We start from the raw sequence: 23,222 nt of genomic DNA on the forward strand, positions 1-23,222 counted from the left end.
GGACGGTGCTTCGTGGTCAGTGGAGGGTGAGGGTGGTTTCGGAGGCTACGCGGGTCAGTTTCTCGGGGTTGCGGACGTAGTAGAGGCCGGTGATGAGGGCGTCCTCGACACGGACCGCGAGGACGCCGTCGAACTCGCCGTCCACGCGCAGGAGGAGTGCCGGGTTGCCGTTGACCACGGTGAGGTCGCCGGTGATCGTGACGCCGGCCTTGCCGGCGCCGCCCACGATGAAACGGGCCACCTTGTCGGCGCCGACGGTCGGCCGCAGCGCGGCCCTCTTGATGCCTCCGCCGTCGCTGACCATCACCACGTCAGGGGCCAACACGTCGAGGAAGCCCTGGAGATCGCCGGTTTCGAGCGCGCGCCGGAAGGCGTCCAGGGCCGCCCGGGTGGCGCTCGGGGAGACCGCCCGGCGAGGCCGGCGGGCGTCGACGTGCCGACGGGCGCGGTGGGCGATCTGGTGGACGGCCGCGGTGCTCTTGTCGACGGCGGCGGCGATCTCGTCGTAGCCGACGCCGAAGGCCTCACGCAGCACGAAGACGGCGCGCTCGGTCGGCGACAGCGTTTCGAGGACGAGCATCAGCGCCATCGACAGGTTCTCGGCCAGTTCGACGTCCTCGGCCACGTCCGGCGCGGTGAGCAGCGGCTCGGGCAGCCAGGAGCCGACGTACGCCTCCTTGCGGCGCTTCAGGGTGCGCAGCCGGTTGAGCGACTGCCGGGTGGTGATCCGGACCAGGTAGGCGCGCCGGTCGCGCACCTGCTCCAGGTCGGCCTCGACCCAGCGCAGCCAGGTCTCCTGTAGGACGTCCTCCGCGTCGGCCGCTGATCCGAGCATCTCGTACGCGACGGTGAAGAGCAGATTGCAGTGGGCGAGGAAGGCCGCGGTCGCCGGATCGGCGGCCCGGTCACTCACGTCCGGGCCTTCCTCCTGCCCGGCCCGCCCCGGATGCCGAGGGCCGTCAAGCGGTGCGTCCACTGCAAGGTCCTTTCTCGTGGGTGCTGTCCTCGGCAGCCGTTCGTCCGGTCCGCGATCGAGGCCAGGACGCCGGTGCCTGGCCTAGGCGCCTCGTTCAGGGGCGGCCGGGGCCTGGGAGCGCTCGGCCCGCAGCCGTTGTGCACGCTTGTCGTCCTTGGCCCACCATGTGCGCACACCGGGCTTGCGCGCCTCGTACGCCAGCTGCCGGACGATGCTCCGGCACACGATCTCCTTGAGTTTTCCCCCCGGGCGTCCGCCGAGGTGGAACCCGATCGCGGTGTCGTCCCTGCGGGCGAACTGGAAGACGCCGGTGTGGCGCCCCAGGCTGATGCACTGGCCGGCGAACCCCACGCTGACGGGTGCGGGACGCCGGCCCGCGATCCGGCTGAGCACCGTCTCGGCGGCCTGCGGGCCCAGCTGAACCGCCGACTGGCAGCCCATCCGGAACGGCAGGTCCGACGGTGCCGCCGAGTCACCGGCCGCGACGATGCGCGTGTCGTCCACGCTCGTCAGGGTCTCGTCCGTGAGCAGGCGGCCTTCGGCATCGGTGCTCAGCCCGCTGTGCGCGGCCAGGTCCGGCACGCCGAACCCGGCGGTCCAGACGGTCACCGCGCTCGGCACCGTACGGCCGCCGTCGAGCCGTACGGCATCCCGCGTCACCGCGGTCACCTTCGTGCCGGGGCCGTCGAGCACGGTCATCCCGAGCCCGGCCAGCCGCCCGGCGACCGAGCGTCGGCCCCGGGGGTGCAGATAGGGGCCGAGCGGCCCGCCGCAGACCAGGGTCACCGCGCGGCCCTCCTCCGCCAGTTCGGCGGCGGTCTCGATGCCGCTCGGACCGGCTCCGACCACCGTCACCGCGGCCGTCGCGGGCGTCGCGTCGAGCGCCGTCCGCAGCCGCCGCGCCTCCTCCAGGCCGGCGACCGGATAGGCGAACTCGGCCGCTCCGGGCACGCGCGGCTCGGCGCTGCCGCTGCCCACCGCGTAGATCAGGTAGTCGTAGCCGAACGTGTCGCCGGCCGCCGATGTCACGCTGCGCTCGGCCGCGTCGATCCGGGTCACCGCGTCGACCACCAGCCGCACGCCGCCGGCCAGGACCTTCCGGTAGTCGACCACCGCCTCGTGGGTCCCGCCCACCAGCTGGTGCAGCCGGACCCGCTCGACGAAGGCCGGGCGCGGGTTGATCAGTGTCACCGTCACGTCGTCCCGTTGCGTCAGACGATTGGCCGCCATGACACCGGCGTATCCGCCGCCGACCACGATCACCTCGGTGTTCCCCACCATGACGTCTCCTCCGTCTCTCGAACCTCGCCCCCAAGACACCGCCCGGCGACTCACCCTGACACCGTGTGACGCACATCACTCCGAAGCCGTACTTCATGAAACCCTGGCTCAACCAGTGACATCGTCCGACGCGTGACCCTCACGTACGACGACATCGCGGAGCAGCGGCAGATATTGTCCGGTCTCGCTCGGAATCCCGGTCGCCGCGCACAAGTGCCCGTCGGTCGGTCTCTCTCCAGAACCGCTCGCAGTGGCGGTAGGCGGTTCCCAGAGCGAACGTCCCGTGTCGACGTTCCAGCCGGCCAAGGAGGCGCTGGGCGCGGACGACTTCGGGAGCGTGGGAGAGGTCGATCTGCTCGAAGACGTTCACGCGACCGCAGCTGAGCCGGCGCCGGTGACGGATGCAGACGTTGTCGTGAAGCCCGCGGAGGTAGACCTGGATGGGCTGGCCGTTGTTGCCGGAGCGCTCGCTGCACAGATCACAGGCGGCGCGCGTGTTGAAGATGAAGACTTCGGGCGGCGCGACGATGTCGGGTGCGTGGTGCCGCAGCTCCGGGAGGGGGCCAGAGCAGGGTGGTGCGGGGCCGGCCGCTGAGTATTTCCAGCCGTTCGAGTTCGTTGAGGGGGCATTGGAGCCGGCGTGAGGGGTTGCGCATGGTGCGGAACTCGGTCTGGTTCGCGGCGGCGAGGCGGTGGCGGTAGGAGTCGAGGGTCTCGTTCGCGAACGGAGTGACCGGATGCGGCAGCGGACGCAGCATGGTCGGGACGAAGGGCGGCGAGGTGACCGGGACGGGCCCTCGCCGCAGGCCGCCGACCAGTACCAGCCGCACCAGTTGCCCTGCCCCCGAAAGGCCGGGAACCGGCGCTCGGGCCCCACCGACTCGAACGGTACCGACCTCAGCCGCCCCAGCGAACCCCGCTCACGGACCCCAGACACGCTGACGTACTCAAGCTCGACGTCCTCCGCCGACACCACGCTCGCATCCATCCGGGCCTCCGCCGACCAGACACGACGACCGTGCAGAGGGCGGCGACGGCGTACCCGGAGAAGACCGAGACACCCCACCAAATGCCCGGACATCACAGAGACGGGACAGCAGACATCGTCCGCCTGCTGCTCCCTCACACGCACTTTTGCAAGCGGGTGCTTGCAATTGTTAGCGGGGGTGGGGCAAGGTGGACGTATGGCATCGCTCAATGTCGGCAACCTCGGGGACTACCTGCGCGAGCAGCGCCGTAACGCGCGGCTCTCGCTCCGGCAGCTCGCCGACGCCGCCGGCGTGTCCAATCCGTACCTGAGCCAGATCGAGCGCGGGCTGCGCAAGCCGAGCGCGGAGGTGCTGCAGCAGGTCGCCAAGGCCCTGCGGATCTCCGCGGAGACGCTGTACGTCCGCGCCGGAATCCTCGACGCCGAGCGGGACCGCGACGAGGTGGAGACGCGCGCCGTCATCCTCGCCGACCCCACCCTCGACGAACGGCAGAAGCAGGTGCTGCTGCAGATCTACGAGTCCTTCCGCAAGGAGAACGGATTCCGGGGCGAAGGCGGCGGCGCGGACGCCGGCCGCGGCGCGGCGGACGCGCGGGCGGGCGCCGACGGGAGCGACGGTCGCGAAGACCTGCACGACGACACCGCCGTGCAGGACACCCGCACGGACGACGGCAGTGACGCCGACCCGCAGCGGACGGCCGGTTGAGCCGGACCAGGGCACCGGCCGCCCCGCCGCGGACCACACAAACCTCAGCCGAATGTGAATCCGGGAGGACCATCACCATGGCCATCACCGACGATCTGCGCAAGACCCTCAGCGACCCGACCCCGCTGTACTTCGCCGCCGGCACCGCGGACCTGGCCCTCCAGCAGGCCAAGAAGGTCCCCGGCCTGGTGGAGCAGCTGCGCACGGAGGCCCCGGCCCGTATCGAGGCCGTGCGCAACACCGACCCGAAGGCCGTGCAGGAGCGGGCCGCCCTGCGGGCCAAGGAGGCGCAGGCGACCCTCCAGAGCAGGGCCAGGGAGGCGCAGGAGAACCTTCAGACCAAGGTCAACGAGTTCTTCGGCACCCTCGACGGCGACCTGAAGAAGCTCGGCAGCACGATCGACGCCGATCTGAAGAAGCTCGGCGAGTCCGCCCAGGACCTGGCCCTGCGCGGCGTCGGCGTCGCCGCCGAGTACGCCGTCAAGGCCCGCGAGACCTACGAGAAGGTCGCCGAGCACGGCGAGCAGGCGGTGCGGACCTGGCGCGGCGAGGCCGCCGAGGAGATCGAGGACCTGGCCGTCGCCGTCGAGCCGAAGACGGAGCGGGTGGCCGTCAAGGCCGAGCCGAAGCCCGCCGAGGCCGGGACCGGGCCCGCGTCGGCGAAGAAGCCGGTGGCGAAGAAGGCCCCGGCCGAGAAGGCGCCGGGCGAGAGGGCGACTGCGGAGAGGGCTCCGGCCTCGAAGACGTCTCCGGCCCAGAAGGCGTCCCCGGCCCAGCGGGCCACCTCTCCGGTCCACAGGCCGTCCCCGGCGCAGAAGACCTCCCCGGCCCCGAAGCCCCCGGTCAAGAAGAGCACGCCGCCGGCCAAGTAAGGGGCGTTCTCGCGTACGGGCCGGGCACCCTTGGGGTGTCCGGCCCGTTGTACGGGTACGGTTGCCGCGTAGGAGTCGGGAAGGAAGGGGCGGTGGGCGACATGCTGATGTTGGGCTTCGCGGGGTTCCTGGGGCTGTTGAAGATCGTCCTGATGGCTTTGGCCGCGTTCGGGCTGTTCGACGCGGCGTTCCGCCGTGAGGACGCCTTCCGCGCGGCCGACAAGCAGAACAAGGTGTTCTGGCTGATCATCCTCGCCATCGCGCTGGTGGTGAGCTATCTGTTCTCGATCCTGTCGTTCCTGCCGGTCATCGGTGTGATCGCGAGCATCGTCTACATCGTGGATGTGCGGCCCGCGCTCAAGCAGGTGTCGGGCGGCAGCGGCTGGGGCCGCCGCCGCGGCGGAAGCAGCAGCGACGGCCCGTACGGCCCGTACAACGGCGGCCGCTGACCATCGCGTCCCGACGCACCCCGGCCACCCAGCCTCCGGGCCGCTGAGCCCTACGGCCGCCCGGCCTCCGGGCCGCCCGCTGAGCACCCCGGCCGCCTGCGCCTACGACTGCCGAGTCTCCCGGCCGATCCGCCGGCGCCATGCCCACCGCGGTCCCGGACACCCCCGCACCGGCGCACCCGCACCGGCGCACCCACCGCCCCCGGCGTCGGCGCGGCCTCGCGTGGGGCAGGCCCCGCCCGGGGGCGTCGTTACGGCTGGGGGGTTCGGTCCAGCAGGAGTACCGCCACGTCGTCCGTCAGTTCTCCTCCGTTGAGGTCGCGGACCTCGTGGACCGCGGCCCGCAGCAGGTTCTCGCCGCGCAGGCCCTCGGCGAACTGGCGGCGGATCATGCGCACCATCCCGTCCTGCCCGAGGCGTTCCCCGCCCTCTCCGATCCGGCCCTCTATCAGACCGTCGGTGTAGAGCATCAGGCTCCACTCCGCACCCAGCTCCACCTGCATGCGCGGCCAGCGGGCGCCGGGGAGCAGACCGAGTGCGGGGCCGTTGTTGTCGTACGGCAGCAGCCGGGCCGGGCAGCCCGGGCGGGCCAGCAGCGGCGAGGGGTGGCCGGCCAGGCACAGGCCCGCCCAGCGGCCGTCGGGGGAGATGTCCACCGTGCACAGCGTTGCGAAGATCTCCTCGTCCGAGCGCTCGTGCTCCAGCACCTCCTGGAGCGTGCCGAGCAGTTCGTCGCCGCACAGTCCGGCCAGCGTCAGCGCCCGCCACGCTATGCGCAGCTCAACGCCGAGCGCGGCCTCGTCGGGGCCGTGCCCGCTGACGTCGCCGATCATGGCGTGCACCGTGCCGTCGGGCGTGCGCACGGTGTCGTAGAAGTCACCGCCGAGCAGCGCGCGCGAGCGGCCGGGCCGGTAACGGGCGGCGAAGCGCAGCGACGAGCCCTCCAGCAGGGGCGTCGGCAGCAGGCCGCGCTCCAGACGGCGGTTCTCCTGGGCGCGCAGGCGGCCCTCGGCGAGCCGCCGCTCGGCCGATTCGGAACGTTTGCGCTCCACCGCGTAGCGGATGGCCCGGCTCAGCAGCCGCCCGTCCAGTTCGTCCCGGAAGAGGTAGTCCTGGGCGCCCACGCGTACCGCTTCGGCGCCGCGCTCGGCGTCGTTGGACGCGGTCAGTGCGAGGACGGCGTGCCGGGGCGCGAGTTCCAGGACGTGCTTGAGCACGGCCAGTTCGTCGTCATCGTCGCCGGACCGGCCGGGTGCCGGGAGCGCGAGGTCCAGCAGGATGCAGTGGACGTCGTCGGTGAGCAGCCGTCCGGCCTCGGTGAGGTTGCGGGCGGTGCGGACGCGGATCGGCTTGCCGGCCGAGTCCAGCAGTTCGGGCACGATCGGCGAACCGGCCGGATCGTCCTCGATCAGCAGCAGGGTCAGGGCGGCACCGGCCAAGGCCGGGGCGCCGGGTTCCCCGCGGATGGCCTCTTCCTCGAGGGGGCCGCCGACGGCCGACCCGGCCTGCGCCTGACCACTCTCCACGGCCGGGATGGCTCTCTGCCGCGGTACGGGTACGGGCATGGTGTTGGGTTCCTTCCCTCCCCCCGAGGGCACGGCGGGGCGAGGGACCTCGACCCACCCGACGGGGACCATAGCGGTACTGACCACCGCAACGGAATGGTGTGAGCCGCGGCGTTCCATCTCAGGCCACTGTCATATGCCGCGTTCCGTACCGCAGTTGGACACGGTGGCCGTACGGCGGAATGACGAAGCTCACGTCCCGGCGGGGTTTGCCGGAGCGGGGGCGTGCGCTGGGTCACGTGGCCGACATCACGCTCCCCTCGACGCCCCGCGCCCCGCTTACGCGCCCGCGCCCTTCGCACCCGGGCTCAAGCACCCGGTGCCTCCCATGTCCCGCTTACACGCCCGACGTCTCTCGCGCCGCGCTTACGGGCCCGACCTCCCTTGCTCCGCGCTACCCGCCCGGCGCCCTTGCTCCGCGCTTGCGCGCCCGGTGCCCCGTGCACCCGTGGCCCGCTCATGCGTCCGGTCGTACCACGCCCAGGATCGGCATCGAGCCTGCCCCCGCGATCGTCACCGTCCGTCCGGGGCGGGGGGCGTGGACCATCGCGCCGTCGCCCACGTACATCCCGACATGGCTGGCGTCGTCGAAGTAGATGATGAGGTCGCCGGGGCGCATGTCCGCGACGTCGACGTGCCGGAGCTGTTTCCACTGCTCCTGCGAGGTGCGCGGGACGGGACGGCCGGCCGCCGCCCACGCCTGTGACGTCAGGCCCGAGCAGTCGAACGTGTCCGGACCCTCCGCGCCCCACTCGTAGGGCTTGCCGAGCTGGGCCGAGGCGAACGCGACGGCCTTCTTGCCCTGCGCGGACCCCTTGCCGGTGATCTCCTTGAGTATCCCGGTGTCGAGCCAGGCGGTCTGCGCCTGGTACGCGGCCTGCCGCTCCAGCTCGGCCAGCCGCTTCTTCTCCCGCTTCTCCAGCTGGGATTCCAGTTTCTCGGCGGCGGAGATCTGCTGCTTGATCTTCTTCTTGGCGGCCGCCTTCGCCTTGCGGCCCGCCTCCAGCTTGTCCCACTGGGCGGAGGCGTCCTTCGCGTACTGCTCCAAGTCATGCTGGGTGCGGGTCATTTCACCGATCAGGCCCTTGGTGGCCCGTTGGCCCTGGAGCACCCGTCCCGCGCCGTTCAGGAACTGCTGCGGGTCGTCGCTCAGCATCAGCCGGGCCTCCGGCGGCAGCCCCCCGGTGCGGTACTGGGCGCGCGCCGCGGCGCCCGCGCGGTCCTTCAAGTCGTCCAGTCTGCGCTGGCCTTGGACGATCTTCCGGGCCAGCTCGACGATCTCGGTGGACTGCTCCTTCGCCTTCTCCTCGGCCGCGTTGTAGGCGTCGGTGGCCACCGCCGCGTCGTGGTAGAGCCTGTCGAGCTTCTTGCGGACGGCGTCCAGGTCCTTGTTGGGCGCAAGGCTCGGGGCGTTCGACGGCGAGGCGGTGGGGGACGGCGTCGGCGAGGGGGCCGCGAACGCCGTGCCCGGCGCCGACAGCACGGTGATCGCGCAGACCACGGCCACTGCCGTCGTGGTCAGGCCGCGCTTGCCTGTTTCCATACCATGCCCCCAAACTGATTTACCGTCAGTAACTTGTGCGCATGGGGGATCGTGCCATGCCGCGGCGTAAAGAGACAGAGGGGTACTTGGCGAGTCCTGCCCTCTTTCCCACTCGATCACGACGATCTCCCGCCTTTGTGACGAACGACTCACGTCGATCGTTCCTCACCACGCATAGTGCCGCGCACCTGCGGTTGCACCGGGGCACGGCACGCGGAACAGGGGCACCTTGGTACTGCGTTGACGACCCTTCGGCAGGCGGCGGACGAGGACTATCGGCTGTTCATACCGGCCGCCGCCATCGCGCAGGCCCTCCCGTACGAGGCGAAGACGGCTCTCGCGGCGCCGATCGCAACGGGAGAACGACAGCCCCAGCAACCAACTCGAAGAAACCCCCGCCACACCTGCAAACCCCAAGGCACCGACACCCGCCCCGCCTTCAACCCCGCCGCCCTCACGCCCCCTGCCCCCAAGACAGCGACACCCGCCCGCCTTCACCTCTGGGGCGCCCTCACGCCCCCTGCCCCAAGGGCAGCGACACCCGCCCGCCTAATCCCTGGATGGCGTCCCGCCGAGTGGTGTAGCCGGTCTTGTGTCCTGAACATGAAAGGGAGTTGGTTGTAGGGCCACTTCTGGAAATGATGCTGTGCGGGAGATGAAGGATTTATGGCCCTTCGGCGTCGCCCTGCGGGGGGAGGCGTCAAACCACCTCATGCTGCGTTAGTTGACGACTGTCGTGGTGAGCGATGAGGAAAAGGTGTCGTGAGAGGCGTCAGGTGGGGACCGGGGAGACGAATGCAAGTGAATCGCTGCTGACGTGTCGCAATACACACAGAAGACATCGAAACCGGGGTGTGATCGGAACTCCGGGATGAGCTCAGCGGGTGCCCGTTTATTGGCTGAGCGGTGTCCGGCATGTAGGCGACGTGAGCCCGGTCTGCGGCTTCCGCATGGAACAGGAGAAGGCAGGTCCCGACAACGCCCGCCGCGTGGCGGAGGGCGTGAGGGAGTTCCCCAAGCAGCAGACACTGCAAGGGGTCGAGTACCGGTGCGGGGCCTGCTGGCGGACCGGCTCGTAGTAGTGAGGAAGCCCCTGTAACGGGGGTGGAGCGAAGGGGCCGGGTCGTTCGTGACTGAGTTGATCGTATCAACCGGACGATGTCCGGGAGGAGTCCGATGGGCCAGTTGAAGTCATCAGTCAAGCCGTTTGAGATTTCGAAATGGGAAGTCAAGGAGGCATGGGAGGAAGTCAGGGATAACAAGGGCGCACCCGGAGTGGACGGACAGAGCATCGCCGACTTCGAGAAGGACCTGAAGAATAACTTGTACAAGGTCTGGAACAGGATGTCGTCGGGCTCGTACTTCCCGCATCCGGTGCGCGCGGTGGCCATTCCCAAGCCACACGACGGGGGCACGAGAATGCTCGGCATTCCTGCTGTCGCTGATCGGGTGGCCCAGACTGTGGTGGCCCGGCATCTGATGCGCAGGGTGGAGCCAATTTTCCATCCGGACAGCTACGGATACCGGCCCGGACGGTCCGCCCTTGACGCGGTAGGAAAATGCCGGGAGCGCTGCTGGAAGCGGAACTGGGTGGTGGAGTTCGACATCGCCAAGTTCTTCGACAGCGTGCCCTGGGACCTTCTGGTCAAGGCGGTGGAAGCGCACGCCGATGCCGTTTGGGTGAAGTTGTACGTGCGGAGGTGGCTCGCTGCCCCGTCCGCCATGCCCGACGGCACCCTGCTGGAATGGGAATGCGGGATTCCGCAAGGAGCCCCCGTATCGCCCGTCCTGGCGAACCTGTTCCTGCACTACGCGTTCGACACCTGGATGGACCGGGAGTTCCCATCCGTCTGGTTCGAACGCTACGCGGACGACGCGGTACTGCACTGCGGCACCGAGCGCCAGGCCCGCCAGGTCCTGACCGAGCTCAGGGACAGGATGGCCGAAGTCGGGTTGCAGCTGCACCCGGACAAGACCCGGATCATCTACTGCAAGGACGGCAACCGCCAAGGCTGGTACGAGCACACGGCCTTCACCTTCCTTGGGTACACGTTCCGCGCCCGGAAGAGCCGGAGTCGACACGGGAACCTGTTCCTGGGGTTCGAGCCGGCGGTCAGCAAGGATGCCCTGAAGAAGATGGGGCGCAAGCTGCGGTCCTGGCACCTGCATACCCGCTCGGACCTGTCCTTCCAGGAGCTCGCCCGCAGGATCAACCCTGTGGTGGCGGGCTGGCTCAACTACTACAGCCGCTTCAGGCCGTGGGCGTTGATCCCCTTCGCGATGCGCATCAATGCCTACCTGGTGCGCTGGATCCGCCAGAAGTACAAACGGCTCGCGGCCAAGCGGAAGGCCATCGCGAAGATGCAGGAGATCGCCCAGCGATACCCCCGCATGTTCGCGCACTGGCGCCTCACCGCATGCGCCGTAACGGTCTGATGGCCAGAACGACAAGCAAACTCGCCGATCTCAACCAGCCTGGCCGACGCGAGAAACCGGCATGGGTCCATCTCATGGCCAAACGGAAGCGGAAGACCCTGGTCATCTGTCGACGCTGCCATGAAGACATCCATGCTGGGCGGCCCACCGCAGTCCCTCGGAAATGATCACTGGAGAGCGGTATGCCGGGAAACTGACCCGTACCGTTCGGGAAGGGGCCGTCGGAAAAGGACCCGAGCCGCGGACACCTCGTCGGCGGCCTACTTCACTCTGTGAGGGCCGAGGGGTGAGATTCCCCTCGGCTACTCGGCAAGTAGCCGGAACCCGCAGGCTGGCGGCGGTGGCTGCGCTCCACCGGACGCTCGATCCGCCTCAGCAGGGTGCGTGGGACCGGGACTCGACGAAGATCACCTGGAGCCGCATAGCGGAACGCGTCCCGTTTGCCCCCGTACACCAGGACGTGGGACATGACCCACCCCCGGGGCGCCGCCCAAGCCCCCTGCCCCGGAGGGGCGTCCAGGCCCGGCACACTTGCTGCCCTTGGAGGTGTCGATACGCGTCCCGCTTCCAAGCTCCCTCCCGCGGAGGGCGTCCAGGCTTGGCACGCCTCCTGGCCCGGAGGTGTCGATGCGTGGCTCGCTTCTAACCCCGAAGTGCCAACGCGCCCTGCCCCTCGGCCCCGCGCCCCCGTTCCAGGGCGTCGATGTGACCCAGCGCGCTGATACCCGACGCGGCCCCAACCCCGGGGGTGTACGCCCCCCTTGGCTTCGTAGGGTCGCTGCCCTCTGCTCCGGGGTGCCAACGCCGTAACCCCGGGGTGTCCGCGCCCCCTTGGCACCGTAGGGTCGCTGCCCTCTGCGGCCGGAGTGCCAACGCCGTAACCCCGGGGTGTCCGCGCCCCGCGCCCCGTAGGGTCGCCGTCCCCTACCCCCGGGGGGCCAACGCCGTCCACTGGAGGGTCACTTCGCCCTGTCGCCAGCGGCATGGTGGGTCAGTCACCGGCCAGTCGGTCGTCAGGTCCCGTATCGCTCGGATCCAGCGCTGCCGCGCACCGTAGGCGGCGTACGGCGCGGCGGCGGCCCAGGCACGGTCGAAGTCACGCAGGAAGGCGTGCACCGGCTCGCCGGGCACATTGCGGTGGATGAGCGCCTTCGGGAGGCGTTCGGCGAGGTCGGACGGGCGCTCCAGGGAGCCGAGCCGGGTCGCGAAGGTGACCGTCCGCGGGCCTTCCGGGCCGAGCGCCACCCACACGTGCCGCCGTCCGATCTCGTCGCAGGTGCCCTCGACGAGCAGCCCGCCGCGGGAGCGGCCGTCGGCCGGGGCGAGCCGCGCGCACAGCCGCCGCCAGACGTCGGCCACCTCCCCCTCGTCGTACTGGCGCAGCACGTTGGCGGCCCGGATGAGGTGCGGGCGCCGGGGCACGGGGACCTCGAAGCCGCCGTGCCGGAAGTGCAGTCCGGCGCGCTCGTACGGCTCGGCCGCCGCGACCCGGGCCGGTTCGATCTCGACGCCGACCACCCGCGTGCGGGGCGCGACGGCGCGCAGCCGGCCGAGCAGTTCGACGGCGGTCCAGGGCGCGGCCCCGTAGCCGAGGTCGACGGCCACCGGGTCGGCGGCGCGCCGCAGTTCGGCGCCGTGCGTGGCGGCGATCCAGCGGTCCATGCGGCGCAGACGGTTCGGGTTGGTGGTCCCGCGTGTCACCGTTCCCACGATGGGGGTGCCCCCGTTCGGGCGAACTCGAGAGCGGGGCAGGGCGGCGGCGCGGGCTGTCATGCGTACGAGAGTAAGCGCGCCCGCGGATGCCCCACGCATTCCGGTATCGAACGGTTGAGCGATCAAGGGTAATAGTTGAGTAAAGCATGCGATCGGGAAAACGATCGGGAAATGGAGTTGCCCCCTCCGCTGTTGGACCACCTTGGAGGGCGTACCACGTCCTCCGTACGGCATGCCCGCTACGAGGAGGAACGCCCCGTGAGCCAGTACGTCAGCAGGCTCGGGCGTCGCTCACCGGCCACGCCCCCGCGGCTGCGACTGCACCGCAGACCCCGCCGCGTGGCCATGCTCTCCGTGCACACCTCACCGCTCCACCAGCCGGGCACCGGCGACGCCGGCGGCATGAACGTCTACATCGTGGAGCTGGCGCAGCGCCTCGCCGCGCTCAACATCGAGGTGGAGATCTTCACCCGGGCCACCGCGGGCGGCCTTCCGCCGACGGTCCAGCTCGCCCCCGGCGTGCTCGTCCGGCACGTCGACGCCGGCCCCTACGAGGGCCTGGCGAAGGAGGACCTCCCGGCCCAGCTGTGCGCCTTCACCCATGGCGTGATGCAGGCGTGGGCGGGCCACCGGCCCGGCCACTACGACCTGGTCCACTCCCACTACTGGCTCTCCGGCCACGTCGGCTGGCTCGCCGCCCAGCGCTGGGGCGTGCCCCTGGTGCACGCCATGCACACCATGGCCAAGGTCAAGAACGCCAATCTGGCCGAGGGCGACACCCCCGAGCCCGCCGCCCGGGTCATCGGTGAGACGCAGATCGTCACCGCCGCCGACCGGCTGATCGCCAACACGGCCGAGGAGGCGGGCGAACTCGCGCGGCACTACGCCGCCGACCCGGCGAGGGTCGCCGTGGTCCACCCGGGCGTGAACCTGGAGCGCTTCCTGCCGGCCGACGGCCGCGCCGCCGCCCGCGCCCGCCTCGGCCTGCCGCAGGATGCCCTGGTGCCGCTGTTCGCGGGCCGCATACAGCCCCTGAAGGCCCCCGACGTGCTGCTGCGCGCCGTGGCCGTCCTCCTCGACGAGTGCCCCCGGCTGCGATCGCGGATCGTCGTGCCGGTGGTCGGCGGGCCCAGCGGCAGCGGCCTCGCCAAGCCCGAGGGCCTGCAGAAACTCGCCGCCCGGCTCGGCATCGCTGATGTCGTGCGGTTCCGTCCGCCCGTCGGCCAGGAGCGGCTCGCCGACTGGTTCCGGGCCGCCTCGGTGCTGGTCGTACCGTCGTACAGCGAGTCCTTCGGGCTGGTCGCGATAGAGGCGCAGGCGGCCGGTACGCCGGTGCTCGCGGCCTCGGTCGGCGGGCTTCCGGTGGCGGTGCGCGACGGTGAGACCGGCTTCCTGGTGCGCGGTCACGACCCGGCCGACTACGCGCGCGTGCTGCGCCGCTTCGCCGAGAACCCGGCGCTGGCCGCCCGTATGGGCGCCGCCGCGGCCCGGCACGCGCAGTCCTTCGGCTGGGACACCGCGGCCGCCGCCACCGCCGACGTCTACACGGCCGCGACCCAGGCGCACCGCCGTCGCGTACGCTCGCCCCATGGGTGAGGCTTCACAGCAGCAGCGCGCGGCGCAGGTCATCGAGGGCGCGCTGAAGGACGCCGAACTGGAGTGGGAGAGCCCCGAGTCCGGCACCTACGTGGTCAAGCTCCCCGGCACCCGCAAGCTGTCGACGACGGTCTCGCTCATCGTCGGCCGCCACTCCCTCTCCCTCAACGCGTTCGTGATCCGCCACCCCGACGAGAACGAGGCGGCCGTCCACCGCTGGCTCCTGGAGCGCAACCTCAGGCTGTACGGCGTGAGTTACGCCGTCGACCCGCTCGGCGACATCTACGTCACCGCCCGGCTGCCGCTGTCCTGCGTCACCGCCGAGGAGACCGACCGCCTGCTCGGGCAGGTCCTGGAGGCCGCGGACGGCAGCTTCAACACCCTCCTGGAACTCGGCTTCGCCTCCGCGATCCGCAAGGAGTACGCCTGGCGGGTGTCCCGGGGCGAATCGACCCGGAACCTGGACGCGTTCACTCATCTGACTCGACGCCCGGCCGACTGACCGCCCGAAGCGCTCCGTACGACGCTCAGCGCGCGCTGAGCCGATAGCGCCCCGGGGTGACGCCCACCAGCCGCTTGAAGTGCCGGGTCAGATGGGCCTGGTCGTAGAAGCCGGTCACCGGGGCCACCTCGCCCGCCGCCCGCCCGTCGAGCAGCAGCCGGCGGGCGCGCTCGACCCGGCGTGACATCAGGTACTGGTGCGGCGCGATCCCATAGGCGGAGCTGAACGCCCGCACCAGATGCGCCGGATGGGCGTACAGCAGCCGCGCCGCCTCCTCAAGACCGATGCCGTGCGCGATCCGCTCGTCGAGCAACTCCCGCAGGGAACGGGCCAGCGTGGGGTCCCGCCGGACCGGCGCCGCCCCGACCCGGGGCCGCAGATGGGCCCGCAGCCGCTCCTCGACGAGCGTCAGCCGGCTCTGCGCCTCCAGTTCGTCGCCCGGCCGCGCGAGCGCGCCGTGCACCTGGGCGACGCGCCGCCGCAGCAGCGGATCGCGCAGGTCGGGGCCGTCGACCGCGGGGCCGATCAGATCGTCGCCGAGCCGCGAGGCGTCGAGATACAGGACGCGCTTGCGGAAGCCGTGCGGGGTGGCGGGGGAGCCGTTGTGCGGGACATGCGGCGGCAGCAGCGAGACCGTGTCGTGCGGGGTGCCGTGCTCATGCCGGTCCAGGTCGTAGCGGACGGCGCCGTCGTCGACGATCAGCAGCGTCCACGCCTGGTGGACGTCCATCGGATACGCGTACTCGGTGAAACGCGCGTGGAAGACCTCCACGACACCCGGGACCCGCGGGCGCCAGGCGGAGACTTCCGGACGCACGGCCATGCAAAGAACGTACAAGACGGCATCCCGGGCCGCCGGGCAGTCTCACTGCATGAGCACGCAGAGCCCGGAACCCGTCCGTTTCGACACCAAGATCGCCGTACTGCTCCGCGCCGACCTGGAGCCCTGGCAGCGCCTGAACGTCACCGCGTTCCTGGTCAGCGGCCTCGGCGCGCAGGCGCCCGAGGTGATCGGGGAGCCCTACGAGGACGCGGACGGCGTGCCCTACCTGCCCATGTTCCGCCAGCCGGTCCTGGTCTTCGAGGGCACCAAGGAGACGCTGACCACCGCCCACGGCCGGGCCCTGACCCGCGCGCTGCCCCGGGCCCTGTTCACCTCGGACCTCTTCACCACGGGCAACGACCGGGACAACCGCGCGGCCGTCCGGGCGGTGCCCACGGCGGAACTGGACCTCGTGGGACTCGCGGTGTACGGGCCGCGCAACGCGGTCGACAAGGTGCTGAAGGGGGCACGCATGCACCCATGACGCACGTCGGCCCGGGTTTCCGGGTCAGGCCGCGCGGACCTCGGGTTCGCTGCCGTTGGGCGCGGCGGAGGGCGGCACGGTCCGCTCGGCGGGCAGCCGCCGCATCAGCAGCCCGTACCCGAGTGCCGCCGCCGTACCGACGAGGGCGCACATCCCCCACAGCCACTCCGCGCCGAAGCGGTCGATGACCAGGCCGGACATCAGGGGCGCGACCAGCGCCGCGACGGACCAGGACAGGGTGTACATGCCCTGGTAGCGACCGCGTCCGTGCACCGGCGACAGGCGCACCACCAGACCCGTCTGAGTGGGCGCGTTCACGATCTCGGCCAGCGTCCACACGCACACGGTGAGCGCGAACACACCGACCGACCCGGCGAACGCGGTCAGCCCGAAGCCGTATCCGGCGATCAACGAGGAGATCACGAGCAGCCGCCGCGGGTCCCGGTGCTCGATGAAGCGGGTCACAGGGATCTGCAGGGCGACGATCAGCACGCCGTTGACGGCGATCGCCATGCCGTAGTCGGCGGGCGAGAACCCGGCCGAGCCCATCGCCACCGGCAGTCCGACCGAGCCCTGCTGGAAGACCACCGCCACCAGGAAGGACAGCCCGACGACGGCCATGAACCGCCCGTCGCGCAGCACGGTCCCGAGACTCACCTCGTCCTTGGGACCCTGGCTGCCCTGCTCGCCGACCCGGACCGGCCGCGACTCGGGCAGCTTGACGAACACGACGATCGCGCAGACGGCCGTCATCGCCGCCTCGATCAGGAAGCCGGCCAGATAACTGACCTCGGCGATGAAGCCCGCGCCCATGGAGGAGACGGCGAAGCCCAGGTTGATGGCCCAGTAGTTCAAGGAGAACGCCCGGACCCGGTCCTCGGGCCGGACGATGTCCGCCATCATCGCCTGCACGGCGGGCCGCGAGGCGTTGGAGGCCATGCCGACGAGGAACGCGACGGCGGCGATGGCGACGGGGTCGCGCATGAACCCGAGCAGCGCCACCGAGGCGGCGGTGGCCGACTGCGCGATGAGCAGCGTGGGGCGCCGCCCCAGCCGGTCGGCCATCACCCCGCCGCCGAGGGAGGAGACCACCCCGCCCAGCCCGTGCAGCGAGGCGACGAGACCCGCGTACGACGCGCTGTACCCCTCGTTCACGGTCAGATAGAGCGCCATGAACGTGGCGACGAAGCCGCCGAGCCGGTTGACGAGGGTGCTGGTCCACAGCCACCAGAACTCGCGGGGCAGCCCGGACACGGTCTGCCGGGCGGCGCGTCTGAGTGCGGCGACGGACATGGACGGACCCCCGGATGTAAGCGGCTCAAGCGTTGGGCACAACTTACGAGAGGGCCTTCGGCGAGGGCCACTCGATTAACAGATGCCGTCAACCGTCCGGTCTTCGGGCGCTTCCGCGGGGGGCCGAATGCGTGGATTACGCTCTGAGGCATGGCCGACGCACCGTACAAGCTGATCCTGCTCCGCCACGGCGAGAGCGAGTGGAACGCGAAGAACCTGTTCACCGGCTGGGTGGACGTCAACCTCAACGAGAAGGGCGAGAAGGAGGCGATCCGCGGCGGTGAGCTGCTCAAGGACGCCGGCCTGCTGCCCGACGTGGTCCACACGTCCCTCCAGAAGCGCGCGATCCGCACCGCGCAGCTCGCGCTGGAGGCCGCCGACCGCCACTGGATCCCGGTGCACCGCTCCTGGCGCCTGAACGAGCGCCACTACGGTGCGCTCCAGGGCAAGGACAAGGCGCAGACGCTCGCCGAGTTCGGCGAGGAGCAGTTCATGCTGTGGCGCCGCTCCTACGACACCCCGCCGCCCCCGCTGGCGGACGGCGCGGAGTTCTCCCAGTCGGACGACCCGCGCTACGCGTCCATCCCGCCGGAGCTGCGCCCGAAGACGGAGTGCCTGAAGGACGTCGTCGTCCGCATGCTCCCCTACTGGTACGACGACATCGTCCCCGACCTGCTCACGCGCCGCACGGTCCTGGTCGCCGCCCACGGCAACAGCCTGCGCGCCCTGGTCAAGCACCTGGACGGCGTCTCGGACGCCGACATCGCGGGCCTGAACATCCCCACGGGCATCCCCCTGGCCTACGACCTCGACCAGAACTTCAAGCCCCTCACCCCGGGCGGCACCTACCTCGACCCAGCGGCGGCAGCAGCAGCCATCGAGGCAGTGAAAAACCAGGGCAAGAAGAAGTAGGCGTCCATCTTTTGAGCCCTCGGTCTGTGAGTTCTTCGCGGGGCGGGGGCTTTTTGGTGGGGGCTGGGTCGTGGTGGTGGGGGCTGGGTTTGTGTTGGAGGGGTGTGGCTGTCAGAGGAGCACGATGATGGCGAGGAGAGCGAGCAGGGTGATGCCCGTGGCCGCCGCGATGAGGGCGAAGCGTGCGGGGGCGTAGAGGCCGGCTTCGAGTCGTTGTCCGACGGATCGGTAGCGGTAGGTGCCGTATCCGCTGATGAGCAGTCCGGCCAGGAGGAGGATGCCTCCGGAGGCTACGGCGTGGATCCCCCGGTGGGGTGCGAATTTGGCGACGGCTACTCCGAGGGCGGCCATGCTGATGCCGGTGCGCAGCCAGGCGAGGTACGTGCGTTCGTTGGCCAGGTGGTCCCGGGCGCGGCTGCCGGTGTTCGGCGATGGGCCCTTGGGCGTGTCCGGGATCACGGTTCAGCTGGTTCGTTGCACTGGCGGCGGGGCCCAGGCTCCGGTGATGGCGGGCTCCTCGGGCCAGTAAAGGCGTAGGAAGAGGTTGAAGCTGCCTTCGGGGGCTGGGAGCCAGTTGCTTTCGCGGTCGGGCCCGGGATGGTCGTGCTGGATGTAGATGTCCAGGGAATCGTCGGAGTCGGTGCGCATACCGCTGCGGTCACCGATCGCGTAGCGGTCCAGGGGGTTGTCGACGAACAACTGGCGATCGTTCATCATCGTCAGCGACCAGAATCCCCGGGCAGGCGGAGTCTGGCCCGCGTCGAAGTGCAGGACATAGCGGTTGGCGCCGTCGAGGGGCTCTCCGTTCGCGTCGGTGGTGGCGTGCGGATACAGAGCGTCGACGTCAAGGTTGGCGCCATAACCGACCCAGGTGACGATTGCGCGCTTGGCGTAGTCGGTCCCGTAGTCGCCGAGGCCCCGGTGAATTGTCCATCCGTTGACCTGATTTCCGGGGGACTCGGCCTGGGCCATGAGATCGTGCAACACCTTGGGGCCGCGGGCAGCCGCGGAGTTCAGGGCGGCCAGCACTTCCTCCGGTGGGCTGTCGAGAGCCGCGCCGGGCGAGATGCCGAGCCGGGTCAGGCGGTCGAGGAACGCGGCGTCAGCGGGGTAGGGCGGGTTGTCGACCATGAGCTGGTTCAGGAGCGCGAAATACTCCCAGCCGCTGAGACGGTCGACCTGGTCGACGGGCGCGGTGGTGGTGTCGACCTGGGCCGCGACAGGGACGTCACTCGGCGGAGTGTAGTCGTCGGGATTCCCGGTCCACTGCGACAGAGGAATGAGCCGGGTGCGGTCCTGAAGGTCGTGAACGGCGGGATAGTCCGATGGACCGCTGGTGGCATACCGGGCGATGATCCAGTTCACGGCCGTGGGCGATCGCAGCACCGTCAGGCCCTCCGGGGCCTGCCCGGACCAAGAAGGCCCGGCCAGCAGGAACGGGCCGGCCGTCGGGCCGTGCTGACGCTTGCCGGGGACGGCGAAGACATCGGACCAGGCGCTGAGGATCGGCACCATCCAGAACCGGTCCCCGAAGTCGGGCAGGCTGAGCACCAGCGGCTCTTCGGAGAGGTCCAGCCATGCGCTGGAGTAAAGGGTGTCGGCATTCGGGGAGACGACCTCGGTGAATGAGGCATCCGGGGTACGGCGCATATAGCAGAATTGGTTGACCGGAGCCTTGCGCCGATCATCGTCACGGGCCGCGACCGCTGTCATGACGTCCCTGGACACGGCCGCCGTCATCAGCGGATACCCGTACAACCACGCCTCCGTGGCCAACTGCTCCAGCTGCTCATCCGCCATCGGCTTCTCCTGGGCACTCGCAGGAACCCCCGTACGCTCCACGATATGAAGCCCGGTCATGGCCCGCACCCCAAGAACCGGCGACCACCATGTATGACCGTCAGTGACCGCCGTCACTCTGGATGGGGCCGTGACAGGGAAGCCGGGAATCCACCGGGCAAGCCGGCGGCGGGTGTTGGCGGTGGCGGCGGTGGAACGGGGAGTCGGGTGGGGCTGTGTGATGATGCGGGGCGATGGGTGGTCCTGGGGAGGGGCCGGGAGATGAGTAGGGGGCGGGGAACGCTTCGTGGGTAAGGGCGAAGGGTCCATATCGGACGAGGAGTGGGAGCGCTTCCTGCGGGAAGCCGAGGCCGGGGCGCCGGGCGCGCCGCAGGAGCCGTCCGCGCGGGCCCGCATGGTGGCGCGACGGCTGCGGGAGGAGACCGGCCCGCCGGAGCCGTGGCGCGGTCACGGACCGGCCCGGCGGCGCGGGGGCAAGGGCTGGTACGTGGTCGGCCTGCTGGCCGCGGCCGGTGTACTGGCTGTGGCGCTGGCTCCGGGCCGGCTGACCGGCTGGTTCGGGGGCGGTGACGGCAATGAGGGCGCGCCGCTCGCCGTGGAGTCGGTGCGTCCGGACCAGCCGCCGCCGACCGAAGCGGCCCAACTGCCCACTCTGGAGCGGCCGTTCAAGGGGTCGCCCGCCGCACGGTGGGCAGACGGGACAGCCGGGATCGGTCTGCCCGAGGCGCGGGCGACCGGCTGGATGAGCAAGAAGCAGGTCGCGCAGGCACTCGACAGGACCCGGGACTTCCTTGCCGCGTCCAGTCTGAGTCCCGCCGTGCTGCGCGGGGAGCGGCCGGGCAAGGCGATCGCCTTGATCAATCCGCATCAGCAGGACGTGCAGGACTACTTGGCGGCCGCGTTCCGCGCGCCCAGTCGCGAGAACGATCCCCTGTTGCTGTTCAGCCGGTTCGACACGGCGCGGGCCCGGCTCGTCGGGGACGTGGTCAAGACACGGGGACGGATCACGTACCGGGAGGGTGAGCGCGGCGCGGTCGAGGTGTCCACCGACGTCACGTACGTCTATCCGGTCGCACCCGCGGCGGAAGGCGACGAGGTCACGCGGACCATCGTGCGCCGCGAGGTCGTGGTGAGCTGGGACGACCCGGCGAAGGTGGTCATCGAGCCGGGGACGTTCTCCCTCGTCTCCTACAGGGTGGACACCGCCAACGGCGGCTGCGACACCTTCACCGGCTATCTCACCCCCCGGTTCGACACGGACGGCGCGGGCAAGGGAGACGGTCCTGAGGTGGACCCGTACGACCGGAGTACGTCGATGGACGCGCGCATGCGGGGGGCCGGCGACGCCGGGTGCGGGACCGCCTCGCGGCTGTGAGCGACCGGCATACCCGGCGGGCATGCGCAGAAGGGCCCGGGTGACGCACGTCACCCGGGCCCTTCTGAAGTGGCGGTTGTCGTCAGCCGCACTGGCAGGGGTTGCCCGACTGGCACCCACAGCCGCAGCCCGAGCCGCAGCCGCACGCGCCGATGAGCTGGAGCTTCCTGATCTCGGTGGGCTGTTCGGTCTCGCGCTCCCGCGTGGGGTCGGGCATGGTGCTGGGGGATTCGGCCATGGGTCCTCCTGGAGACCTAGAGGCTGGCGCCTGGCGCCTTCTGCCCATTCCATGCCCGTTCCCTCGGGCGCATCAACGGCGCACGGAGGCGCCCGCACATCCGGAGCGCCCACGTCCGAGCCCCGAGCACCCACCACCCGAGCCAGTACGGTCCCGAAGGAGCCGGGAGCGTCCCGAAGGAGCCGGGACCGTCCGTGAAGGAGCCGGGAGCGTCCCGAAGGAGCCGGGACCGTCCGTGAAGGAGCCGGGACCGTCTCCGAAGGAGCCGACCGACGCCGAAGCAGCGAAAACCGTCCCCGGACGAGTGAGGAAGGACCGTCCGTGAGGGAGCCGGTGCCGTCCCCGGACGAGCGAGGACCGTCCCCGGACGAGCGAGGGCCGTCTGTGAGGGAGCCGTGCCGTCCCTGAAGGAGCGAGGACCGTCCGTGAGGGAGCCGTGCCGTCCCGGAAGGAGCCGGGAGCGTCCCCGGACGGCCAGGACCGTCCCCGGCCCTGGCCGTCGGTTCTTGGGCAGTCCGTTCCCGGTCCTGCCCGTCCGTTCCGGCGTCCTGCCCGTCCGCTCCCGGTTACCGGGCTGTCCATTCCCGGCCTTGGCCGTTGGTTCCCGGGCCGTCCGTCCCTGGCCCTGCCCGTCCGATCCCGGCTCCCGGGCCGTCCGTTCCCGCCCCTGCCCGCCCGTTGCCGGCGTCCTGCCCGTCCGACCCGGTTACCGGGTCGTCCGTTCCTGGCTCCGGGTTGTCCGATCCCGGTTCTCGGGCTGTCCGTTCCCGGTCCTGCCCGTCCGATCCCGGCCGGCCAGCCGTCTGTTTCCGGCTCCGGCCGTTCGGTCCCGGCCCAGCCCCCGGAGGGCTACGCTTCCTCGACCCCCGTCACCGGCTTGATGTCCGGCTGCAGTTCGTCCGCGTGCTCGCCCGTCACCAGGTACACCACGCGCTTGGCGACGGCCACCGCGTGGTCGGCGTACCGCTCGTAGTAGCGGCCGAGCAGCGTGACGTCCACGGCGGTCTCGATGCCGTGCTTCCAGCGGTCGTCCATCAGGTGCTGGAACAGGGCGCGGTGCAGGAGGTCCATCTCGTCGTCGTCCTGCTCCAGCTGGAGCGCCAGGTCGACATCCTTGGTGATGATGACCTCCGCGGCCTTCGCCATCAGCCGCTGCGCGAGCTGGCCCATCTCCAGGATGGTGGCGTGCAGGTCGTGCGGGACCGCGCGCGCCGGGAAGCGCAGCCGGGCCAGCTTCGCCACATGCTGCGCCAGGTCGCCGGAGCGCTCCAGGTCGGCCGACATACGCAGGGACGTGACGACGATCCGCAGGTCGGTGGCCACCGGCTGCTGCCGGGCCAGCAGGGCTATCGCCCGTGCCTCAAGGTCGTGCTGGAGTTCGTCGACCTTCTGGTCGGCCTCGATCACGTTCTCGGCCAGCTTGAGGTCGGAGTCGAGGATCGCCGTCGTGGCGCGCCCGATGGCCGATCCGACCAGCCGGGCCATCTCCACCAGTCCGTCGCCGATCGAGTCCAGTTCCTCGTGGTACGCGTCCCGCATCAGGGTTCCCTCTCGTACGTGTCCTTCGGTGGGGTTTCCGGGGGCCGGGGCCCGTGGTGAAACCAGGCGGTGCGAACCCCACGCTCCCACGGTCCGGCTCGTACGCGTCCGTTTGTGCCACCCCAAATGAA

Annotated in this window: 23 protein-coding genes; 12 read left to right on the forward strand and 11 right to left on the reverse strand. The window is 70.7% G+C overall.

The genetic code is table 11. The features are described from left to right. Positions 1 to 16 precede the first annotated feature (16 nt). Entirely contained in the window at positions 17 to 913 is an 897-nt protein-coding gene (locus ABT245_RS18470) for an RNA polymerase sigma-70 factor (protein ID WP_351734770.1), read from the reverse strand. 144 nt (positions 914 to 1,057) lie between these two features. After that, complete coding sequence (locus ABT245_RS18475; RefSeq protein WP_351734772.1) at positions 1,058 to 2,257, reverse strand: NAD(P)/FAD-dependent oxidoreductase; 1,200 nt, start codon at positions 2,255 to 2,257, stop codon at positions 1,058 to 1,060. 283 nt (positions 2,258 to 2,540) lie between these two features. Here ABT245_RS18475 and ABT245_RS18480 point away from each other — a divergent pair, with 283 nt between their 5' ends. The 4 genes from ABT245_RS18480 to ABT245_RS18495 all read left to right on the forward strand — a co-directional run bounded on the left by ABT245_RS18480 (position 2,541) and on the right by ABT245_RS18495 (position 5,272). Next, on the forward strand, positions 2,541 to 2,852 hold the full coding sequence (locus tag ABT245_RS18480; protein ID WP_351734774.1) for a hypothetical protein: 312 nt from the start codon (positions 2,541 to 2,543) through the stop codon (positions 2,850 to 2,852). 589 nt (positions 2,853 to 3,441) lie between these two features. Further along, on the forward strand, positions 3,442 to 3,951 hold the full coding sequence (locus ABT245_RS18485) for a helix-turn-helix domain-containing protein (RefSeq protein ID WP_351734776.1): 510 nt from the start codon (positions 3,442 to 3,444) through the stop codon (positions 3,949 to 3,951). A 77-nt stretch (positions 3,952 to 4,028) separates the two neighbouring features. Beyond that, positions 4,029 to 4,823, forward strand: a complete 795-nt coding sequence (locus ABT245_RS18490) for a hypothetical protein (RefSeq protein ID WP_351734778.1) — start codon at positions 4,029 to 4,031, stop codon at positions 4,821 to 4,823. 101 nt (positions 4,824 to 4,924) lie between these two features. After that, positions 4,925 to 5,272, forward strand: coding sequence for a DUF2516 family protein (locus tag ABT245_RS18495; RefSeq protein ID WP_351734894.1), 348 nt, complete (start codon positions 4,925 to 4,927; stop codon positions 5,270 to 5,272). A gap of 251 nt (positions 5,273 to 5,523) precedes the next feature. On the opposite strand, the gene ABT245_RS18500 is transcribed toward ABT245_RS18495, so the two are convergent. Both ABT245_RS18500 and ABT245_RS18505 read right to left on the reverse strand, forming a co-directional pair. Beyond that, a complete protein-coding gene (locus ABT245_RS18500) occupies positions 5,524 to 6,837 on the reverse strand; it encodes a PP2C family protein-serine/threonine phosphatase (protein WP_351734780.1) in 1,314 nt (437 codons plus the stop codon). A 457-nt stretch (positions 6,838 to 7,294) separates the two neighbouring features. Further along, positions 7,295 to 8,380: a C40 family peptidase gene (locus ABT245_RS18505; protein WP_351734782.1), complete on the reverse strand. Its 1,086-nt coding sequence runs from the start codon at positions 8,378 to 8,380 to the stop codon at positions 7,295 to 7,297. A gap of 884 nt (positions 8,381 to 9,264) precedes the next feature. Here ABT245_RS18505 and ABT245_RS18510 point away from each other — a divergent pair. The 3 genes from ABT245_RS18510 (at position 9,265) to ABT245_RS18520 (ending at position 10,983) form a co-directional block, all read left to right on the forward strand. After that, positions 9,265 to 9,459 carry a hypothetical protein gene (locus tag ABT245_RS18510; protein WP_351734784.1) on the forward strand — a complete coding sequence of 65 codons (195 nt, stop codon included), beginning with the start codon at positions 9,265 to 9,267 and terminating at the stop codon, positions 9,457 to 9,459. 97 nt (positions 9,460 to 9,556) lie between these two features. Further along, a complete protein-coding gene (gene ltrA / locus ABT245_RS18515; protein ID WP_351734786.1) occupies positions 9,557 to 10,816 on the forward strand; it encodes a group II intron reverse transcriptase/maturase in 1,260 nt (419 codons plus the stop codon). Next, positions 10,816 to 10,983: an HNH endonuclease gene (locus tag ABT245_RS18520; protein ID WP_351734788.1), complete on the forward strand. Its 168-nt coding sequence runs from the start codon at positions 10,816 to 10,818 to the stop codon at positions 10,981 to 10,983. Before ltrA ends, ABT245_RS18520 begins: the two co-directional genes overlap by 1 nt. A gap of 757 nt (positions 10,984 to 11,740) precedes the next feature. Here the strand turns inward: ABT245_RS18520 and ABT245_RS18525 are convergent. Beyond that, complete coding sequence (locus ABT245_RS18525) at positions 11,741 to 12,526, reverse strand: class I SAM-dependent methyltransferase (protein ID WP_351734896.1); 786 nt, start codon at positions 12,524 to 12,526, stop codon at positions 11,741 to 11,743. A gap of 261 nt (positions 12,527 to 12,787) precedes the next feature. On the opposite strand from ABT245_RS18525, the gene mshA reads away from it, so the two are divergent. Next, positions 12,788 to 14,125 carry a D-inositol-3-phosphate glycosyltransferase gene (gene mshA, locus ABT245_RS18530; protein WP_351734898.1) on the forward strand — a complete coding sequence of 446 codons (1,338 nt, stop codon included), beginning with the start codon at positions 12,788 to 12,790 and terminating at the stop codon, positions 14,123 to 14,125. After that, on the forward strand, positions 14,118 to 14,627 hold the full coding sequence (locus ABT245_RS18535) for a type III secretion system chaperone family protein (protein ID WP_351734790.1): 510 nt from the start codon (positions 14,118 to 14,120) through the stop codon (positions 14,625 to 14,627). The genes mshA and ABT245_RS18535 overlap by 8 nt, the downstream gene beginning before the upstream one ends. Positions 14,628 to 14,652: 25 nt before the next feature. On the opposite strand, the gene ABT245_RS18540 is transcribed toward ABT245_RS18535, so the two are convergent. Beyond that, on the reverse strand, positions 14,653 to 15,450 hold the full coding sequence (locus tag ABT245_RS18540) for a helix-turn-helix transcriptional regulator (protein ID WP_351734792.1): 798 nt from the start codon (positions 15,448 to 15,450) through the stop codon (positions 14,653 to 14,655). Positions 15,451 to 15,499: 49 nt separating this feature from the next. Here ABT245_RS18540 and ABT245_RS18545 point away from each other — a divergent pair, with 49 nt between their 5' ends. Next, positions 15,500 to 15,934, forward strand: coding sequence for a DUF2000 family protein (locus ABT245_RS18545; protein ID WP_351734794.1), 435 nt, complete (start codon positions 15,500 to 15,502; stop codon positions 15,932 to 15,934). Between the two features lie 24 nt (positions 15,935 to 15,958). Here the strand turns inward: ABT245_RS18545 and ABT245_RS18550 are convergent, their stop codons facing one another. Next, positions 15,959 to 17,227, reverse strand: a complete 1,269-nt coding sequence (locus tag ABT245_RS18550; RefSeq protein ID WP_351734796.1) for an MDR family MFS transporter — start codon at positions 17,225 to 17,227, stop codon at positions 15,959 to 15,961. Between the two features lie 150 nt (positions 17,228 to 17,377). Here ABT245_RS18550 and ABT245_RS18555 point away from each other — a divergent pair, with 150 nt between their 5' ends. Then, complete coding sequence (locus ABT245_RS18555) at positions 17,378 to 18,139, forward strand: phosphoglyceromutase (protein WP_351734798.1); 762 nt, start codon at positions 17,378 to 17,380, stop codon at positions 18,137 to 18,139. A gap of 111 nt (positions 18,140 to 18,250) precedes the next feature. Here ABT245_RS18555 and ABT245_RS18560 read toward each other — a convergent pair whose 3' ends face one another. Both ABT245_RS18560 and ABT245_RS18565 read right to left on the reverse strand, forming a co-directional pair. Beyond that, positions 18,251 to 18,598: a YidH family protein gene (locus ABT245_RS18560; RefSeq protein ID WP_351734800.1), complete on the reverse strand. Its 348-nt coding sequence runs from the start codon at positions 18,596 to 18,598 to the stop codon at positions 18,251 to 18,253. A 3-nt stretch (positions 18,599 to 18,601) separates the two neighbouring features. Further along, positions 18,602 to 19,939, reverse strand: a complete 1,338-nt coding sequence (locus ABT245_RS18565; protein WP_351734802.1) for a DUF1254 domain-containing protein — start codon at positions 19,937 to 19,939, stop codon at positions 18,602 to 18,604. A 286-nt stretch (positions 19,940 to 20,225) separates the two neighbouring features. Between ABT245_RS18565 and ABT245_RS18570 the strand changes: the two genes are divergently transcribed. Further along, positions 20,226 to 21,314, forward strand: a complete 1,089-nt coding sequence (locus ABT245_RS18570) for a hypothetical protein (RefSeq protein WP_351734804.1) — start codon at positions 20,226 to 20,228, stop codon at positions 21,312 to 21,314. 82 nt (positions 21,315 to 21,396) lie between these two features. On the opposite strand, the gene ABT245_RS18575 is transcribed toward ABT245_RS18570, so the two are convergent. Together ABT245_RS18575 and phoU are read right to left on the reverse strand one after the other, a co-directional pair. Next, positions 21,397 to 21,552: a hypothetical protein gene (locus ABT245_RS18575; protein ID WP_351734806.1), complete on the reverse strand. Its 156-nt coding sequence runs from the start codon at positions 21,550 to 21,552 to the stop codon at positions 21,397 to 21,399. A gap of 849 nt (positions 21,553 to 22,401) precedes the next feature. Then, positions 22,402 to 23,091 (reverse strand): phosphate signaling complex protein PhoU, encoded by a 690-nt coding sequence (gene phoU, locus ABT245_RS18580; protein ID WP_351734808.1) that lies wholly within the window; start codon positions 23,089 to 23,091, stop codon positions 22,402 to 22,404. Positions 23,092 to 23,222: the final 131 nt, after the last annotated feature.

This window comes from Streptomyces sp. NPDC001508 (assembly GCF_040298665.1).
Lineage (GTDB): Bacteria > Actinomycetota > Actinomycetes > Streptomycetales > Streptomycetaceae > Streptomyces.